Source organism: Roseomonas sp. TS2 (genome assembly GCF_058833935.1).
The window spans coordinates 1-16,649 of the sequence record NZ_JCACVY010000098.1; the positions used below are offsets into that span (position 1 = coordinate 1).

15 protein-coding genes are annotated in these 16,649 nt (G+C 71.6%); 1 reads left to right on the forward strand and 14 read right to left on the reverse strand.

Going from position 1 to position 16,649, the window contains the following annotated elements:
* The 10 genes from ACZJYS_RS15235 to ACZJYS_RS15280 form a co-directional block, all read right to left on the reverse strand.
* Positions 1-147, reverse strand: a 147-nt coding sequence (locus ACZJYS_RS15235; RefSeq protein WP_493179429.1) for a GcrA family cell cycle regulator, incomplete at its 3' end; no start/stop codon positions are given.
* A gap of 200 nt (positions 148-347) precedes the next feature.
* Complete coding sequence (locus tag ACZJYS_RS15240; protein ID WP_493179408.1) at positions 348-1,334, reverse strand: acetamidase/formamidase family protein; 987 nt, start codon at positions 1,332-1,334, stop codon at positions 348-350.
* A gap of 68 nt (positions 1,335-1,402) precedes the next feature.
* A complete protein-coding gene (locus ACZJYS_RS15245) occupies positions 1,403-3,286 on the reverse strand; it encodes an ABC transporter ATP-binding protein (protein WP_493179410.1) in 1,884 nt (627 codons plus the stop codon).
* 76 nt (positions 3,287-3,362) lie between these two features.
* Complete coding sequence (locus tag ACZJYS_RS15250) at positions 3,363-5,384, reverse strand: Ig-like domain-containing protein (protein ID WP_493179412.1); 2,022 nt, start codon at positions 5,382-5,384, stop codon at positions 3,363-3,365.
* A gap of 218 nt (positions 5,385-5,602) precedes the next feature.
* Positions 5,603-6,592, reverse strand: coding sequence for a magnesium/cobalt transporter CorA (gene corA, locus ACZJYS_RS15255; RefSeq protein ID WP_109516627.1), 990 nt, complete (start codon positions 6,590-6,592; stop codon positions 5,603-5,605).
* 49 nt (positions 6,593-6,641) lie between these two features.
* Positions 6,642-7,373, reverse strand: a complete 732-nt coding sequence (gene mtnC / locus ACZJYS_RS15260; RefSeq protein ID WP_493179414.1) for an acireductone synthase — start codon at positions 7,371-7,373, stop codon at positions 6,642-6,644.
* Positions 7,370-7,909 (reverse strand): 1,2-dihydroxy-3-keto-5-methylthiopentene dioxygenase, encoded by a 540-nt coding sequence (locus ACZJYS_RS15265; protein ID WP_493179416.1) that lies wholly within the window; start codon positions 7,907-7,909, stop codon positions 7,370-7,372. The genes mtnC and ACZJYS_RS15265 overlap by 4 nt, the downstream gene beginning before the upstream one ends.
* Positions 7,906-8,529, reverse strand: a complete 624-nt coding sequence (locus tag ACZJYS_RS15270; protein ID WP_493179418.1) for a methylthioribulose 1-phosphate dehydratase — start codon at positions 8,527-8,529, stop codon at positions 7,906-7,908. The genes ACZJYS_RS15265 and ACZJYS_RS15270 overlap by 4 nt, the downstream gene beginning before the upstream one ends.
* The gene (locus ACZJYS_RS15275) at positions 8,526-10,553 is read right to left on the reverse strand and encodes a TRAP transporter permease (RefSeq protein WP_493179420.1); all 2,028 of its coding nucleotides are present in this window, start codon (positions 10,551-10,553) and stop codon (positions 8,526-8,528) included. The genes ACZJYS_RS15270 and ACZJYS_RS15275 overlap by 4 nt, the downstream gene beginning before the upstream one ends.
* 420 nt (positions 10,554-10,973) lie before the next feature.
* A complete protein-coding gene (locus ACZJYS_RS15280; RefSeq protein ID WP_099095528.1) occupies positions 10,974-11,252 on the reverse strand; it encodes a twin-arginine translocase TatA/TatE family subunit in 279 nt (92 codons plus the stop codon).
* A 361-nt stretch (positions 11,253-11,613) separates the two neighbouring features.
* On the opposite strand from ACZJYS_RS15280, the gene ACZJYS_RS15285 reads away from it, so the two are divergent.
* Positions 11,614-12,594, forward strand: a complete 981-nt coding sequence (locus tag ACZJYS_RS15285; RefSeq protein ID WP_493179422.1) for a TerC family protein — start codon at positions 11,614-11,616, stop codon at positions 12,592-12,594.
* A 39-nt stretch (positions 12,595-12,633) separates the two neighbouring features.
* On the opposite strand, the gene ACZJYS_RS15290 is transcribed toward ACZJYS_RS15285, so the two are convergent.
* The 4 genes from ACZJYS_RS15290 to ACZJYS_RS15305 form a co-directional block, all read right to left on the reverse strand.
* Positions 12,634-13,620 (reverse strand): Bug family tripartite tricarboxylate transporter substrate binding protein, encoded by a 987-nt coding sequence (locus ACZJYS_RS15290; protein ID WP_493179424.1) that lies wholly within the window; start codon positions 13,618-13,620, stop codon positions 12,634-12,636.
* A gap of 64 nt (positions 13,621-13,684) precedes the next feature.
* The gene (locus tag ACZJYS_RS15295) at positions 13,685-14,158 is read right to left on the reverse strand and encodes a CHAP domain-containing protein (protein ID WP_379651091.1); all 474 of its coding nucleotides are present in this window, start codon (positions 14,156-14,158) and stop codon (positions 13,685-13,687) included.
* Between the two features lie 84 nt (positions 14,159-14,242).
* Entirely contained in the window at positions 14,243-15,142 is a 900-nt protein-coding gene (locus ACZJYS_RS15300; protein ID WP_109516618.1) for a hydroxymethylglutaryl-CoA lyase, read from the reverse strand.
* Entirely contained in the window at positions 15,139-16,362 is a 1,224-nt protein-coding gene (locus ACZJYS_RS15305; protein ID WP_493179427.1) for a CaiB/BaiF CoA transferase family protein, read from the reverse strand. The genes ACZJYS_RS15300 and ACZJYS_RS15305 overlap by 4 nt, the downstream gene beginning before the upstream one ends.
* Positions 16,363-16,649 lie beyond the last annotated feature (287 nt).

A 16,649-nucleotide genomic window follows, 5' to 3' on the forward strand; every position in this document is an offset into this window, starting at 1 on the left:
GCTGGGGCGCGCGGGCAGGTTCAGGCGGTGCGCCTTGCCCACGACCGCGTTCTTGGAAATGCCCATGCGGCGGCCGATCTCGGCCGTCGAGTGGCCTTCGGCCCAGAGGGCCCGCAGAGCCTCGATCGCTTCCGCTGTCCAATCCATACCCAGGCTCCTGCCTCCACCCCCATATACGGTAGTTAACGCGGGGGTAGCGGCACAAGATGCGGCGCAAACGGCGACTCGCAAAAGTTGTGGAAAAGAGTCCCCCCTCCCGCGGGAAGGGGGACCAGGCGCGGCGGGGCCGCACCGGGCGGCTCTGTTCCCGCGAAACGGCGCCCAATGCAAGGCGCCGTTTCGGCCTCTCAGAACAGCAGGCCCTTGCGCAGCAGGCCGTGCACGCCCTTCTCGCCGTTCACGGTCTGGGTGACGTGGAAATCCACCGCCAGCGAGCAGAACTGGTAGGCGTCCGCCGCCGAGAGGTTGCTGCGCGCGGTGATGAAGGCGATCATCTCGCGCAGCGCCTGCTTCATGGCGATGTCGAGATCCTCGTGCATGCCCATGCTGATGTAGTGGGTCGGCGTCTCGGCGCGGGGGTAGCGCAGCGCCGGGCGGCGGGTGCCGTCGCCCTTCTCCAGGCTGAAGCGGAAATGGCCGGTCAGGCACATCTCCAGCGCGGTGACGCAGACCTCGCCATCGCCCTGCACGCCATGGCCGTCGCCGGCGCTGAACAGGCCGCCGGGGCGGTGCACCGGCAGATAGAGGGTGCTGCCGGCCACCAGCTCCTTGTTGTCCAGGTTGCCGCCATGGGCGCGCGGCTCCTTGGTGGAGATCTGACCCCACTCCACTGGCGGCGCCACGCCCATCACGCCGAAGAAGGGCGCGAGCGGCAGGGTCAGGCCATGGTTGTCCGGGCCGAAGGGCAGGCGGCAGGTGTTGGCCGCGCGGTCCACCGGGATGTGGATGAGGCGGCGATAGGGGAAATCCTCTGGCAGCGTGCCGACCAGCGCGCGGAAATGGTTGTAGCCCCAGTCCGCCCCCAGCTCGACCGCCTCGATGTCGACGCGCAGGCAGTCTCCCGGCTCGGCGCCGGCCACCGCCACCGGGCCGGTGACGAGGTGCGGCCCGAGGCGCGGCATGGCGCCGGCGGCGACCGCCTTGTGGATCTCGGCCAGGGCCGGCGGCACGGCCAGGCCGCTGTCCCCGGGCGGCATCACCTCGGCCGGGCCGGAGACGCACTGCATCACCACCAGGTCACCCGACTGGACCGTCAGGACGGGCGGAAAGGCGGCGTCGAAGGCCCCGAAGCGCACCGTCTCCGGCGTCGCGTGCAGATGATGGGTGGCAGGCATGACAGGTCCCTCCTGGCCGCTCACATTCCCGGCGATGCGGCGGCGGGTCAACTCCCGCCGGCGTGCCCTCACCCCTCCAGGAAGCCGCCCGACTGGCGCCGCCACAGCCGGGCATAGGCGCCCTCGCGCGCCAGCAGCTCGGCATGGCTGCCCTGCTCGACGACGCGGCCATGCTCCAGCACCACCAGCCGGTCCATGCTGGCCAGGGTGGAGAGGCGGTGGGCGATGGCGATGACCGTCTTGCCCGCCATCAGCCCGGTGAGCTGCTCCTGGATGGCCGCCTCCACCTCGGAATCGAGCGCGCTGGTGGCCTCGTCCAGCACCAGGATCGGCGCGTCCTTCAGCAGCACGCGGGCGATGGCGACGCGCTGGCGCTGCCCGCCCGAGAGCTTCACGCCCCGCTCGCCGACATGCGAATCATAGCCCTCCCGCCCGCGCCAGTCGCGCAGGGCGGTGATGAAGTCGTGCGCCGCCGCCTGCCGCGCCGCCGCCTCCACCGCCGCCTGGCTGGCACTTGGGCGGCCATAGCGGATGTTGTCGCGGACCGAGCGGTGCAGCAGCGCCGTGTCCTGCGTCACCACGCCGATGGCGCCGCGCAGGCTCTCCTGCGTGACCGTGGCGATGTCCTGCCCGTCGATCAGGATGCGGCCCGATTGCGGGGCGAAGAAGCGCAGCAGCAGGTTCATCGCCGTGGTCTTGCCCGCCCCCGAATGGCCGACGAGGCCGACACGCTCGCCCGGCGCGATGTCGAGGTGGAAATCCTCCAGCACGCCGCGCCCCGTCGCCGCGCCCGGGCCGCCGGCATAGGCGAAGCGCACATGCTCGAAGGTGATGCGCCCCTCGCGCACGGCGAGCGGGCGCGCGCCCGCAGGGTCCGGCGCCGTGGGCGGCACGGCGATGCTGCCCGTGGCCTCCTGCACCACGCCGAGATTCTCGAAGATGGCGGCGACGTTGAAGGCCACCCAGCCGGAGATGTTGGCGATCTGCCACGCCATCGGCAGCGCCGCGGCGACGATGCCGAGCTCGATCCGCCCCGCATCCCACAGCCCGAGCGCGATGGCGGCCATGGCGACGAGCATGGTGGCATTGAGGGTGGAGAGCAGCAGCGCGTTCAGCGTGATCAGCCGCATCTGCCGCTGGAAGGCGGCGGTGAGGCCGAGGATGCCCTCGCGCACGAAGGCGTCCTCGTCCTCGGCGCGGGCGAAGAGCTTGAGCGTGAGGATGTTGGTGTAGCTGTCGACGATGCGGCCGGTGAGCAGGCTGCGCTGCTCGGAGGCGGCGCGGGCGCGCTCGCGCAGACGCGGCACGATGAAGCGCAGCAGCAGGCAATAGGCGGCGAACCAGACCAGGATGGGCAGCGCCAGCCAGGCATTGGCCGAGGCCAGGTAGAGCACCGCCCCCGTGCCATAGACCAGGATGTACCAGACGGCGTTGACCGACTGCACCACACTCTCGCGCAGCGCCGGCCCCGCCTGCATGACGCGGTTGGCGATGCGCCCGGCGAAATCCTCCTGGAAGAAGGACCAGCCCTGCCGCACCACGTGCCAGTGGCTCTGCCAGCGGATCATGCTGGTGACACCGGCGTTGATCGCCTGCTGGCCGATCAGGTTCTGCGCCAGGATGGAGGCCGGCCGCGCCAGCAGCAGCACGGCCGCCATGCCGAGCAGCTCCGGCCAGCGCTCCGCCAGCAGCGTGCCGGGCGCCTGCGCCGACAGCAGGCCGACGACGCGGCCGATGAACACCGGGATCAGCGCGTCGAGCAGCGCCACGCAGAGGCCGGCGACGAAGAGCAGGCCGAACAGCGCCCGCGCCTGCCGGATGAAATACCAGTAGAAGCCCCACAGGCCGTCCGGGGGCGGCGCCTCCGGCACGGGGCTGCCGAGGATGCGGCTGGCCTGCTGCCCAGGCGCCGCCACGGGGTCGATGATTCGCTCGAAGATGCCGCTGCCCATGGGGCGGCAGGCAGAACCCGAAGGCACGGCCTGTCAAGCGCGGGGCGATGACAGGCCGTGCCGCGGGCGCCGCGCCTCAGCCGAGGCCGAGGTCGCGCTGCTCGGCGATGCCGAAGTGGAGGTAGTGCTCCAGCGGGTTCATGCCGGCCGCGGCGACATCCGGGTTGGCCGCCAGATAGGCATCGCCCGAGAAGGCGGCGCTGGGGGCGCGGTGCTCCGTCCAGCCGAACTGCAGGTAATGCTCCACCGGGTTGATGTCGGCGGCCGCCACGTCCTGGTTGTTGGCGAGGTAGTAGTCCAGGTCGAACCACGCATTCGGGTCCCGCCCCTCGCGCCAGCCGAACTGGTCGAAATGCGCCTGCGGGTCCATCCCCGCCGCCGCCACGTCCGGATTGTGCGCGAAGTAGAAGGCCTCGTCCATCAGCGGCCCCTGCGGCGCCGTGGCGTGCGGGGTGGCGCCGGCGGTGGCCAGGTCCTGCACCTGGCCGGTGGCCAGGTAGTGCTGCAGCGGGTTGCCGCCGGCGGCCTCCGGGTTCTGCGCCAGGTAGAAGGCGGTGGAGAAGGAGAGCGACGGGTCGCGCCCCTCCATCCAGCCGGACTGCATGTAGTGCTGCAGCGGGTTGATGCCGGCCGCGGCCACGTCGGGGTTCTGGTTCAGGTAGTAGGTGACGTCGAACAGGGCGCTGGGGTCGCGCTGCTCGTGCCAGCCGAATTGCTGGTAATGCGCCAGCGCGTCCATGCCGGAGGCGGCGACGTCCTGGTTCTGCGCCAGGTAGAATTCGCGGTCGAAGCCGGGGATGGGGAAGTCGGCCGCGTCCCGCGGCAGATTGACCACCAGGGTGAGCGTGGCGGAGGGGTCGGAGGCCAGCCCCGCGGCGCTGGTCGCCACCGCCGACACATTGTGCCCGCCGCCGGCCAGGGCCGGGGTGGTGATGCTCCAGTTGCCATCGGTTGCGGTGGCGGTGCCGAGCACCGTCTCGCCATCCGTGTCGTAGAGGGTGACGAGGCTGCCCGCCTCCGCGGTGCCGCGGATGGTAGGCGTGGTGTCGGCGGTGATGCCGTTGCCCGCGACCCCCGTGTCGCTCGCCGCGTCCAGCATCAGCGTCGGCGCCGCCGGCGGCACCGGGTCCGCCGGCGGCTCAACGGGCGGCTCAACGGGCGGCTCCACCGGAGGCTCCACCGGAGGTTCCACGGGCGGCTCTGCCGTCACCATCACGGTGGTGGCCTCGGAGGTGGAGACCTCGAAGAAGTGCATCAGCCCGTCATCGGGGCTGCGCTTCGCCTCGACGGTCGTGGCGGTGAAGCCGTAAGTGCCCTCGGCCAGCGGGCCGGTGGTGAAGTGCCAGACGCCGTTCGCATCCGTCAGCGCCTCGCCCAGCTTCGTGCCCGCGGCGTCCTTGATGTAGACGAGGGTGTACTGCTCGTCGGGCGCCGGCGCGTAGATCTCGGCGCGGCCGGTCAGCACCGCCACGGTGCGGCCCTCCGCATCCGTCTCCAGGCGCGGCGCCTCGGTGAGGCTGGCGGTCAGGTCGAAGTCGCGCGCGGTGAAGTCGCCGGCGCGCAGCGCGGTCTTGCCGCGCACGGTGAGCGTCTGCGTCTCCGAGAGACGGAAGACCACGGCGCCATCGGCCTCGGTGGCCGTCGCCAGCAGGCCGGCGAGGCTGCGGTAGTCGAAGCCCGGCAGGCTGATCAGGTCGCCGCCATCATCGCCGGGCTGGAAGCCCAGGATGGTGTCGCTGCCCTGGCCCGCGCGGATGATGAAGGTGTCGCCGCGCGGGACCACGTGGCCGGCCTCGTGCGGGCTGCCATTGCCGATCAGGATGTCGTCGCCCGCGCCGCCATCGAGGATGTTGGGCTGGGCGTTGCCGGTGATGACGTTGTCCAGCGCGTTGCCGGTGCCGGAGGACCAGGCGGTGCCGGTGAGCGTCAGGTTCTCGACATTCTCCGGCAGGGTGTAGCTGGAGAGCCAGGTCTGGATGGTGTCGGTGCCGCCATCCGGCGCCTCGTCCACCTGGTCCGCCGGGTCGGAGATCGTGTAGGTGTCGTCGCCGGGGCCGCCGGCGATAATCCTGCCGCCGCTCAGCCTGTTGATTGCCATGCTCAAGGTGAAGCGCCTCTCCCTGCCGGCGCCTGTTCAAGCAGCGCGGCCGTGGCCGCGGCAAGCCGTGCCCCGGGCAAGAAAACGCGAGCAAAATCCGAGTATTACAGCAAGTTTACCTGCCGGACATGCCGGCGGGGTGAAAAGCCGGGAAAACCGGGAGATTGAATTCTCCCGGCCGGGATTCCCCGTGCGTTCACAGTTTCCGGCGCGGGCGGCTACAGCCAGCCCTTGCGCTTGAAGTACAGCACCGGCAGCAGGCCGCTCACCACCATCACCAGCAACGCCGCTGGGTAGCCGAAGCGCCATTGCAGCTCGGGCATGGCGGCGAAGTTCATGCCGTAGATGCTGGCCACCAGGGTGGGCGGCATCAGCGCCACGCTGGCCACGGTGAAGGTCTTGATGATGCCGTTCTGGTCGATGTTGATGATGCCCAGCACCGCGTCGAGCAGGAAGTTGGCCTTGTTGTTGAGGAAGGCCGCGTGCTCCACCAGCGAGCGCACGTCGCGCATCAGCGTCTTGATGCTGGGCTTGTTCTCCTTGCGCACGGCGAAGGACTTCTCGGCGCCGACGAAGGTGAGGATGCGCGACAGGCCGAGCAGCGTCTCGTTGGCGCGGCTGGTCACCTCCCCCACCTGGCCGAGGGCGATCAGCACGTCCTTCAGGTCGGCGTCGCGCGCCTTCACCTTCACCTTGTGGGTACTGCGGGCGTTGCGGAAGGCGGATTTGCTGGCGCGGTCCATGTCGGCGCCGATGCGCTCCAGCACGTCGGCCAGCCGGTCCACCACCGCCTCGAACTGGGCCAGCATCACGCCGTCGGGGCTGGCGAGCTGGGCCGGGGCGCGCAGCACGCGGGCGGCGAACACCGCGAAGGCCTTGGGCGTGGCGTAGCGCACCGTGACGAGGTTGTGCTCGGCCAGCACGAAGGTGATGGCGGTGGAGCCGTACTCCCCCTCATCCACCCCGTAGAGGAAGTTGGCGGTGAGGAAGAGCGCCTCGTCCTCCTTGTAGAGGCGGGAGGAGCTCTCGATCTCCTGCATCTCCTCCCGCGTCGGGATCTCCAGGCACAGCGCCGCCTGGACCGCCTTCTCCTCCTCCGGGCTGGGGTTGAGCAGGTCGATCCAGACCGCCTCGCGCAACGCCTCGGGCGCCGGGATGCCCTCATGGCGCAGGGTCCGGCCCTCGCGCACGGTGTAGGTGGTCATCATGCCGTGCGAACTCCCGGCGATGCGTTGGCGGAAAGGAGGAGGTGGCCCCTCAGGCGGCGGAGAGGCGCGGCACCGGTAGGCCGAAAGCCGCGGCGACGCCAGGGAAATCCTCGGCCCAGGGGTGCCGCCCGCTGGCCACCGTGCCGTCCTGCGCCCGCACCAGCTGGCAGACGCGCAGCCCCGCATGGGCCGCGGCGTCGAGCTCCTCCGCCACGTCGGAGAGGAACAGGATCTCCTCCGGCGGGCGGTGCAGGGCCTGGGCGATGGCGGCGTAGCTGGCCGCCTCGCGCTTGGCCCCCACCGCCGTGTCGAAGAAGCCGCCGAACAGCGGCACCAGGTCGCCGGCCGTGGAGTGGCCGAACAGCAGCTTCTGCGCCGCCACCGAGCCGGAGGAATACACCGCCAGGAACAGCCCGGCGCGCGCCCAGGCCCGCAGGCAGGGCGCGACGTCCGGCCAGAGATGCCCCTCGATCTCGCCGCTGACGAAGCCCTGGCGCCAGATCAGCCCCTGCAGCGTCTTCAGCGGGCCGATCTTGGCGTCCTCGGCCATCCAGCGGCGCAGCGCGGCGCGGACATCCTCGCCCGGATGGGCGGCGCGCTCCGCCTCGCGCAGGCAGGCGGCCACCGCCGCCTCCTCGCCATGCGCGTCGAGGAAGCCGTCCAGCGCCCGCTCCGCGAAGGGGAACAGCGTCTCCTTCACGAAGGCGATGGCGCTGGTGGTGCCCTCGATATCGGTCAGCACCACGCCGAGCGGCGCGGCGCTCACACCCGCACCGCTCATCCGGTCACCGCCGGGAAGCGCTCGGAGATGTCGGTGCCGGTGTAGTGCGGCGTCCAGCCCGTGGTGTCGGTGAAGACGCGCAGCGCCGTCACCTTCGGCTCGACGCCGGCGTCGAACCAGTGCTGGGTGTTGGCCGGCACGCTGATCAGGTCGCCGCGCGTGCAGTGCGCGTCGTACACCTTGCCGTCCACATGCATGATGAAGTTGCCGCCGCCCTCGTGGAAGAAGCGGATCTCGTCCTCGGTGTGGGTGTGCTCGGAGAGGAACTTGGCGCGCAGCGCATCCTTCTGCGGGTGGCTGCCGTCCAGCTTGATCACATCCGCCGTGCCGGCGCTGCTGCCGGCCATGAAGGCGTCGAGCTGCGGGCGGTAGGCCTCCAGCACGGCCTCGGCCGAAGCACCCTCGGGCAGGTCGGCCACCTGCCAGCGCTCGAAGCGCACGCCGATCGGCGCCAGGGCGCGGGCGATCTCCGCCGCGTCGCCCGTCCGCGTCAGTTCCACGCCGGTGGCGGCGTCCTTGATGGTGAGAAGGCTCATCGGCTCCTCCGCTCCTGCAATTCGCATTCCAGCATGAATTCGAGCGCTTCCAGCCGGGCCAGCGCCGCATCCATGTCCCGCGCCCATACATAGACCCCGTGGCCGCGGATCAAATAGCCCGGCGGGATGACAGACATGCCCTGCCAGCGGGAATCGACCGCCGCCTGCAGGCGGGCGATGTCCTGGTCGTTGTCGAACACCGGCACCGCCACGGTCGCGTCATGGGTGGGCAGGCCGGGAAAGGCCTTCAGCAGCTCGTAGCCCGAGAGGGCGATCTCCTCCCCCGCCAGGCGGGAGAGCACGGTGTTGGGCACGGAATGGCCGTGCAGCACCGCCCCCGCCTCGGGGAATCGGCGGTAGATGCCGCAATGCAGCAGCGTCTCGGCGGAGGGGCGCGCCCCCGCCTCCTCCGGCCGGCCCTCCAGGTCCACCGCCATCACCGAATCGGTGTCGAGGAAGCCCTTGTGCCGGCCGGAGCGGGTGACGGCGATGCGGCCGCCCGGCAGCCGCACCGAGAAATTGCCGGCCGTGGCGGGCACCCAGTGGAAGCGGTCCATGCGGCGCCCGGCGCCGATGATGGCCTGGATGGCTGCATCGGGGATGGGGGCAGGCAGGCTCATGCGGCGGGCTCCGTTCGGGCGGCGGGATGGATGCGGCGCTGATACAGCACCAGCGCCGCCATGCCAGCCAGGCCGAGCAGGTCCGTGTAGCCTTCCGGCACCATCAGCGAGAGGCCGAGCAGCCCCGCCGCCAGCCGCAGCGGCCAGGGCAGCGGGCCGTTCAGCATCCAGCCCTCGGTGGCGCAGGCCAGCATCCACACCCCGGCCAGCGCCGTGGCCACCGCCAGCAGGATGCCCGGCAGCGGCCCCTGCGCCAGCAGCGCCGGCGAGACCCAGAACAGGAACGGCACGATGAAGGTGGCCAGCCCCAGCTTCACCGCGATCATGCTGGTGCGCCAGAGATCCGCCCCCGCCATGCCGGCGGCGGCGAAGCTGGCCAGCGCCACGGGCGGCGTGATGGCCGAGAGGGTGGCGTAGTAGAAGACGAACATGTGCGCCACCAGCGGCTCCACCCCCATGCGGGTGAGGCCCGGCGCCACCACGGCGGCGGCGATGGCGTAGGCGGCGGTGGTAGGCACCCCCATGCCGAGGATGATGGCCACCCCCATGGCGAACAGCATGGCCAGGAAGGTGGAGGCGCCGGCGATCTCCAGCAGGAGGCTGGCGAATCGCCCGCCCACCCCGGTCAGGCCGATGACGCCGGCGACGATGCCGGCCGTGGCGCAGACGGCGATGAGCTGCATCATCTCCCGCGCGCTGCCGGAGAGCGCGCCGTAGATCGCCCCCGCCGTCTCCGTCACCGCGCCGATGACGGCCGCCACCAGCCCCTGCCGCCGCGCGGGTGCCGCGCCGGGGCCCTCCGGCGGCGCGCCCAGCAGCAGCCGGTGCGCCAGCGCCGTGCCGAGCATGATGGCGATGGTGGCGCCGATGCCCCAGGCGGCGGCGCGGAAGGGCGAGAAGCCGATCACCAGCATCCAGATCAGCAGCACCAGCGGCGCCGCCATGTAGGCGCGGCGGGCCAGCCCCAGCCAGCGCGGCAGCTCCTCGCGCGGCAGGCCGCGGATGCCGGCCTTGCGGGCGTTCAGGTCGCAGTGGATGTAGTTGGCGGCGTAGAACAGCAGCGCCGGGATCAGCCCGGCCAGCGCGATCTCGGTGTAGGGCACGCCCAGCACCTCGGCCATGATGAAGGCGCCCGCCCCCATCACCGGCGGCGTGATCTGCCCGCCCGTGGAGCTGGTGGCCTCCACCGCCGCCGCCGTGGCGCGGTCGTAGCCGACGCGCCGCATCATCGGGATGGTGAACATGCCCGAGGCCACCACATTGGCCACCGCCGAGCCGGAGATGGTGCCGAACAACAGGCCGGAGATCACCGTCACCTTGGCCGGGCCACCGCGCGCCCAGCCCACCGCCGCCAGCGCCAGGTCGTTGAAATAGGCGCCGGCGTTGGAGACCTGGAGGAAGGCCGCGAAGGTGACGAACATGGCGATGAAGGTGGCCGAGACCTGCACCACCGTGCCCAGCACGCCGTTGTTGCCGAACACCTCGATCAGCGCCGGCGCCAGCTCCACCCCGCGGTGGTAGAGCGGCCCGGGCATCCAGGGGCCGATGAAGCAGTAGGCCAGGAACACCACCCCGATCGCCGGCATCACCAGCCCGGCGGTGCGGCGGGTGAATTCCAGCACCAGCACGATGCCCACCCCCGCCGCCGCGAGATCCTGCCAGTTCGGCCCCATGAAGGAGCGCATCTCGATGCCGTCCGCGTCCAGCGCGTAATGGGCGACGATGAGCAGGCAGGGCAGCATCAGCGCCCAGTCGTACCAGGGGATGCGCGGCCCGCCGCGCCGGCCGGGGGCGAACAGCGCGAAGCCCAGCGCGGCGCCCAGGAAGACATGCGCGGCGCGGGAGACGGTGGGGTCGGCCGGCGCCACCAGCAGCACCCAGAGATGCCAGGCGATGAAGGCGGCGCCCGCCGCCGCCCAGAGCCGCCCCTGCCACCCCGCCAGCGCGCGCCGCGAATTGGCGAATTCCAGATCATCGACCGGCGTCGCCCCGCCAGCCGCCTGCACGGCGCCCGAATGCGTCAAGAACCATCCCCCCTTGCCTGCCGCTGGCCGGCCCTTCTGCCGGGGCCGCCGCGTGCTTCCTGGGTGGCGCGCCGGCGGCACGCCACGTGCCCAGGCTAACGGGCCGGGCGCGCGGCTTTCAACGCCGCGCTGAAGGCCACACGAGGTGCCGCGCCCATCGCCACCCCGGCTGGCGGCGGGATTGGCCCGGCCAGCGGGCGGAGACGGAAAGGAAGGAGGACAGGAAAGGTCATCGCGCCGCGGTGCGGCACGGTGCGGGGCCGGCAGGCGCGGCACCCGGCAGCGGCTTCTGCCGCCTCCGGGCACCGCCCGCCCCCGCGGATTCTCCGGCGGGGAGGACCCTGGCGGGGAGAGCCCTGGGGCACGGAGACCCGTACCCCGGCTTCGCGGGCCGGGCGCGAGGCTCCGGCCCGGGCGGCGTCAGGCCGCGGGGTGGGAAGAGGTGGAGGTGTTCGGCTGCGTGCTCGCGTTGCGCGCCTGGGCCGGGCTGGCCGGGCCGGAGATGTTGCCGGCCGGCGGAGCGGGCGGCGCGTCGGCCGCCATGGAGGCATCCTTCTCGTCGTCCTCCTTCATGTTCTGCTTGAAGGACTTGATGCCCTTCGCGAGGTCGCCCATCAGGCCGCTGATCTTCCCGCCGCCGAACAGCAGCAGGATCACGAGCAGCACGACAAGCCAGTGCCAGATGCTGAAGGAACCCATAGCCACGCCTCGATCCAATTTGGGCGGCCACCGGCCTGACGGGAATGCCCACGCCAGCCGGACCGCGTCTCCTCGCCGTGATGACGGACACTAATGTCCCGTGCACCGTCGCGCAAATCAGGACATGGCGTGAATCGCGTCCGGAAACAACCGCTCTTGCAACCGGATGACATTTCATCCATTAATTCCTCGGATCCGGGCCCCTCTGGCGACCCGGCGGCGTCCATGGCTCGTCCATGGGCAGCCGCCTTCGTGATGTCGGATCGACTTCTCGTGCAATCCGGGCCCGGTCTGCATTCCCCTGTAGCGACTTCCACGGCCGAATCGTGGCCGGGCCCCTATTCTGAGGAGCCGTCCCTCCGTGGAAGCTTCAATCTGGTTCTGGGTTATCTTCAACGCGGCCGTCATGGGCCTGCTGCTGCTCGACCTCGGCGTCTTCGCCAGAAGGGACGCCAATGGCGACCCGGCGCCGGTGCCGGTCAAGACCGCGCTCATCAAGTCGGCCGCCTATGTCGGCCTCGCCCTGCTGTTCTTCGGCTGGCTGCGCCTCAGCTATGGCCTGACGCCGGAGGAACGCAGCGCCAAGAGCCTTGAGTTCCTCACCGGCTACGTCATCGAGTGGTCGCTCTCGGTCGACAACATCTTCGTCTTCGTGCTGCTCTTCGCCAAGTTCGGCGTGCCGGCAGCCTATCAGCACCGCGTGCTGTTCTGGGGCATCCTGGGCGCGCTGGTGATGCGCGGCATCATGATCCTCGTCGGCACCGCGCTGATCCGCGAGTTCGACTGGGTGATGATCATCTTCGGCCTGTTCCTCATCTACAGCGGCTGGGCCATGCTGCGCGCCGCCGACGAGGAGCCGGACCCGACGCAGAACCCCGTGCTCGGCTGGATGCGCCGCCACCTGCCGGTGACGGACACCTTCCGCGGCAAGAGCTTCAGCGTCGTCGAGAACGGCAAGCGGATGCTGACGCCGCTCGCCCTGGTGCTGGTGCTGGTGGAGCTGACCGACCTGCTCTTCGCGCTGGACAGCATCCCGGCCATCTTCGCCGTCTCGACCGACCCGTTCATCGTCTACACGGCGAACGTCTTCGCCATCCTCGGCCTGCGCGCCATGTACTTCGCGCTCGCCGGCATCATCCACCGCTTCAAGTACCTGAAGCACGGGCTGTCGATCGTGCTGATGATCGTCGGCGCCAAGATGCTGGCCAACTGGTTCGCCGGCGGCAAGGCGGTGCCGGTGGAATACGCCCTGATGGTGACAGCCAGCATCATCGCCGGCTCCATCGCCCTCTCGCTGTGGAAGACCCGCCACGACAAGGAGGAGCCGAAGCCGGTCCTCTGACCGCGCGCCGGGGGGAGCCCTCCTCCCCCCGGCCGGCCCTCAATCCGCCTTGATGCCGAGGCGCGCGATCATGCCGCCCCAGCGGGCGGTCTCCTCCGCCACCCAGGCGGACAGCGCCTCCGGCCCGGAGGCGACGATCTCGAACCCCGCCGTGCCGGTGGCCTGCCGCGCCTCCGGCGTCTCCAGCGCCGCCCGCGTCTCCCGCGCCAGCCGGGCGATGACATCCGCCGGCATCGCGGCCGGCGCCACCAGCGCGTTCCAGGCATAGGAGACGGCGCCGGGCAGGCCGGCCTCCACCAGCGTCGGCACCTCGGGCAGTTGCGGCAGCCGGGCCTCGGCGGTCACCGCCAGCGCCCGCACCTGCCCCTCCCGCACCTGCGGCAGGATGCCCGCCACGGTCAGGATCATGGCGTCGATCCGCCCGGCCACGAGGTCCAGCACCGCCTGCGGGAAGCCGCGATAGGGCGCGTGCTCCAGCGCGATGCCGGTGCGCGCCTTGAGGTCCTCCATCGCCAGGTGCCCGCCCGAGCCGGCCCCCACCGAGCCATAGGTCAGCTTGCCGGGGTTGGCCTTGGCATGGGCGACGAAGCCGGCCAAGTCGCGCGCCGGCAGGTCGGGCTTCACCACCAGCACCTGCCCCGCCCGCGCCAGCAGCGAGATGGGCGCCAAATCCTTCACCGGGTCGTAGGGCAGGTGCGGGTAGAGGGCGGGGGCGGTGGCCAGCGGGCCGTTGATGGTCAGGCCGATGGTGTGGCCATCCGTCGCCTTGGCCACGGCGTCGGTGCCGATGTTGCCGCCGGCGCCGGCGCGGTTCTCCACCACGAAGGGCTGGCCGAAGACCTGGGCGTAATGCGGCGTCAGGGCGCGGGCCAGGATGTCGGGCGTGGAGCCGGCGGGGAACGGCACGACGAGGCGCACCGGCCGGGTGGGCCAGGCCGGCTGCGCCCGCGCTCCGCGCGGCGCGGCGAGGGCGGCGCCCGCGAGGGCGAATCCGCTGGCGAGCAGGGTGCGGCGATGCAGTGTCACGGGCCAACCTCCGGCAGGGCTTTTCCCCGCTTGCAGCACGCGCGGCGGGCTTCGTCCAGCCGCGCTAGCGCGCCGCCACCGCCTGCCCGCCATGCACGAAGCCGGCGGCCGGATAGGCCGTCACGCCGTAGTCCCGCACCGGCGGGTACCAGACCCGCACCAGCGACCAGTCGTTGCGCGGCGAGACATCCACCACCGGCTGGTCCAGCGCGATGCGCCCCTTGGCGCCGCCACTGGCCCAGTTGGCGTGGTCCACCCGGATCTCGCGCGCCGAGAGCACGCGGCTGACCACCGCCACATGCCCGTCCCGCATCCGCCCCGCGGGGCGCAGCACCAGCACGCTGCCGGGGCGCGGCGCGGCGCCGCGCGCGTAGCGGCCCGAGGCGGCCTCCCACCAGGTGCCGGCATCGCCATACAGCTCGATGCCGGAGCGGGCGCGGGCATAGGGCACGCAGGCCACCGGCTCGCGCAGCGCGGCGGCGCCGGTGACGGGGCCGCCGCCGCTGCCGCCGCCGCAGGCGGCAAGGGTCAGGAACAACAGCAGGCCGAAGCATTTGAGAGGGGCGCCGCCCCTCTCAAACTCTCCCCGCCAAGAACCTGAGGTTCTTGGATCTCCCATGCGTCAGGCGGCGCGGGCGGCAGGGACGCCGCGCATCCGGCCGCCCGGCGTGCCGCCAGGGACAGCGGCGCAGAGATCGGCCGCCACCAGCAGCTTCGGCCAGTCGAGGCCGGTCGCCACGCCCATGCGGCGGAACATCCAGGCGAGATCCTCGGTCGCGGTGTTGCCGGTGGCGCCAGGGGCGAAGGGGCAGCCGCCAAGGCCGCCCGCCGCGCCGTCGAACACCCGCACGCCCGCCTCGTAGGCCGCCAGCGCGTTCGCCACGCCCATGCCGTAGGTGTCGTGGCCATGGAAGGCGAAGGGATTCTCCCAGGAGGCGATGGTGTGGCGGAACACCGCCGCCACCTGGTCCGGCGACGCATTGCCGGTGGTGTCGGCGATGCCGATCTCCATGCCCAGGTCCAGCGAGAACACCTTCTCCACCATGTCCACCGCATCGGCCACCGGCACCACCCCCTCGAAGGGGCAGTGGAAGGCGCAGGAGAGGTTGAAGCGCATCTTCACCCCCAGCCGCGTGCCCTCGCGCACCAGCTCGGAAAGCTCGGCCAGGCTGTCGGCGCGGCCGCGGTTGAGGTTGGCCCGGTTGTGCGCCTCGGTGACGGACATGAAGAAGCCCAGCCGGTCCGCCCCCGCCGCCAGGGCGAGGTCGAAGCCCTTGCGGTTGGGCACCAGCACCGTGCACTCGAGGCCGGGCAACGCCTTGGCCGCCTTCAGCACCTCGGCCGTGTCGGCCATCTGCGGCACGGCGCGCGGGCTGACGAAGCTGCCCACCTCCATCCGCCGCACGCCCGCCTCGTAGAGGGCGCGCACCATGGCCACCTTGGTCTCGGTGGGCACGAAGGGGCCGATGGATTGCAGCCCGTCGCGCGGGGCGACCTCGCTGATGGTGACGCTCTCGCTCATGCTTCAGCCTCCTCGCCCAGCCATTCGCCGAACACCCGCGCGTTGTGCGCGCCCGCCGCCGGCCCCGTCCAGCGCACCATGTCGCGCGGCGCCACGCCGTCGAAGCGGAAGGGCGCCGCCGGGTGCAGCACGGGGCCGATCAGCGGGTCCTGCACCGTCATCACCGAATCCCGGGCGCGGAAATGCGGGTCCTCGGCGATGTCGCGGATGTCGTAGAGGCGGGAGCAGGGCACGTCCACCGCCTCCAGCGCGTCCTGCGCGTCCTTCGCCGGCAGGGTGCGCGTCCAGGCGGCGATGGCGGCATCCAGCTCGGCGGCGTTGGCGCAGCGGCCTCCATTGTCGGCCATGCGCGGGTCGGCCGCCAGCTCGGGGCGGCCGATGGCGCCCATCAGCCGGCGGAAGATGAGGTCGGAATTGCCGGCGACGCAGAGCCACTTGCCATCGGCGCAGGGGTAGGTGTTGGTGGGCGCGGCGGTGGGGATGGCGGCGCCCGCCGGCTGGCGGATCTTCCCCGTCAGCCCGTATTCGGGGAGCATCCCCTCCATCAGGCTCATCACGCTGTCCACCAGGTTGATGTCGATGATGCGGCCGCGCCCCTCCGGCCCCGCGCGGTCCCGCCCCCAGCAGGCGGAGACCACGGCCATGGCGGCGTACATCCCCGCCAGGTCGTCGCTGATGGAGATGCCGCAGCGCGGCGGCGGCAGCTCGGTCTGGCCCGGGTTGGCGGTGAGGTGGCGCAAGCCCCCCATCGCCTCGCCGATGGCGCCGAAGGCCGGCTTGTCCCGGTATGGCCCGTCCTGCCCGTAGCCGGAGACGCGGGCAATGACGAGGCGCGGATTCTCCGCCTGCAGCACCTCCGGCCCCAGCCCGATGCGCTCCAGGTAGCCGGGGCGGAAATTCTCCACCAGCGCGTCGGCGCGGGCGGCGAGCTTCACCAGGCGCGCCTTGTCGCGCGGGTTCTTCAGGTCGAGCGTGACGGAGAGCTTGTTGCGGCCATGGATGCTGAACCACACCGGGTGGCCCTGCGCCTTGCTGCCCCAGCCGCGGATGGGGTCGCCCTCGGGCGGCTCCACCTTCACCACCTCGGCCCCCATATCGGCCAGCAGGCGGGTGGCGAAGGGGCCGGCGATGTAGTGCCCCAGCTCCAGCACCCGCAGCCCGGCCAGGGGCAGGCCGCTCTGGGTGGGGCCGGATTCCGGCGCGGTGCGTGCCGTGCTCATGCGCGTGTCTCTCCCCGGTTCATGGCGGCAGCCTTGGCGAGGCGGGGGCCGCCGGCAAGAGGGGCGCGAATTTTTTGCGGCGCGCCGGTGCCGAAAACCAAACCTCAACCATCTGCCCGGCATGATGCGCCCGGGCCATGAACCCAGGCCCTGTCTCTCCCGATGGGGTGCCGGTCCCCGAATACCTGCCGGCATCCTCCGCGCCACCTAACCTCCCCGGCGCGGGATCACTTCAGGGGCGGGCCTTCCCCCGGAGGTCCGCCCCGCTTTTTTTGCAAGGCCATAGG

Coding starts and splice junctions, on each gene's coding strand:
- ACZJYS_RS15240 (WP_493179408.1), bottom strand. CDS start 1,334: ATGCCTGCCACCCATCATCTGCACGCGACGCCGGAGACGGTGCGCTTC.
- ACZJYS_RS15245 (WP_493179410.1), bottom strand. CDS start 3,286: ATGGGCAGCGGCATCTTCGAGCGAATCATCGACCCCGTGGCGGCGCCT.
- ACZJYS_RS15250 (WP_493179412.1), bottom strand. CDS start 5,384: ATGGCAATCAACAGGCTGAGCGGCGGCAGGATTATCGCCGGCGGCCCC.
- corA (WP_109516627.1), bottom strand. CDS start 6,592: ATGATGACCACCTACACCGTGCGCGAGGGCCGGACCCTGCGCCATGAG.
- mtnC (WP_493179414.1), bottom strand. CDS start 7,373: ATGAGCGGTGCGGGTGTGAGCGCCGCGCCGCTCGGCGTGGTGCTGACC.
- ACZJYS_RS15265 (WP_493179416.1), bottom strand. CDS start 7,909: ATGAGCCTTCTCACCATCAAGGACGCCGCCACCGGCGTGGAACTGACG.
- ACZJYS_RS15270 (WP_493179418.1), bottom strand. CDS start 8,529: ATGAGCCTGCCTGCCCCCATCCCCGATGCAGCCATCCAGGCCATCATC.
- ACZJYS_RS15280 (WP_099095528.1), bottom strand. CDS start 11,252: ATGGGTTCCTTCAGCATCTGGCACTGGCTTGTCGTGCTGCTCGTGATC.
- ACZJYS_RS15300 (WP_109516618.1), bottom strand. CDS start 15,142: ATGAGCGAGAGCGTCACCATCAGCGAGGTCGCCCCGCGCGACGGGCTG.
- ACZJYS_RS15305 (WP_493179427.1), bottom strand. CDS start 16,362: ATGAGCACGGCACGCACCGCGCCGGAATCCGGCCCCACCCAGAGCGGC.